This window comes from Variovorax sp. WDL1, assembly GCF_001541225.1.
Lineage (GTDB): Bacteria > Pseudomonadota > Gammaproteobacteria > Burkholderiales > Burkholderiaceae_C > Variovorax.
The window spans coordinates 15,407-15,726 of sequence record NZ_LMTS01000213.1; the positions used below are offsets into that span (position 1 = coordinate 15,407).

A 320-nucleotide genomic window follows, 5' to 3' on the forward strand; every position below is an offset into this window, starting at 1 on the left:
ATAGCGCACCAGGGCGCGTTTGACCTGCTCGGCGCCGTAGTACTCGTCCGCCGTGATGTCCAGCGTCACCACCCAGTCGCGATCGGACACGGTGCGCACGCGCGCCGTGGGGTCGTCGCCATAGCCGCGGCCGGGAATCTCATAGATGCCGCGCACGCGCTGACGCAGCTCGCCCGTGGAGCGGCGGTAGTCATAGTCCGCCCGCAGGAAGGCCTGGCAGGACGGGGTGAGGTACGGCGAGAGCGTATGGAGGTTGCGCGAGTAGTCTTCTTCGCCATTGGTCGGCCAGCGGTTCAGCGTCTGGAACACGTAGAACGTGA

Annotated in this window: 1 protein-coding gene; it reads right to left on the reverse strand. The window is 66.6% G+C overall.

The window, feature by feature from the left end; genetic code table 11:
• A partial coding sequence (locus tag APY03_RS26960) for a PFL_4703 family integrating conjugative element protein (protein ID WP_232324432.1) occupies positions 1-320 on the reverse strand: 320 nt, incomplete at both ends.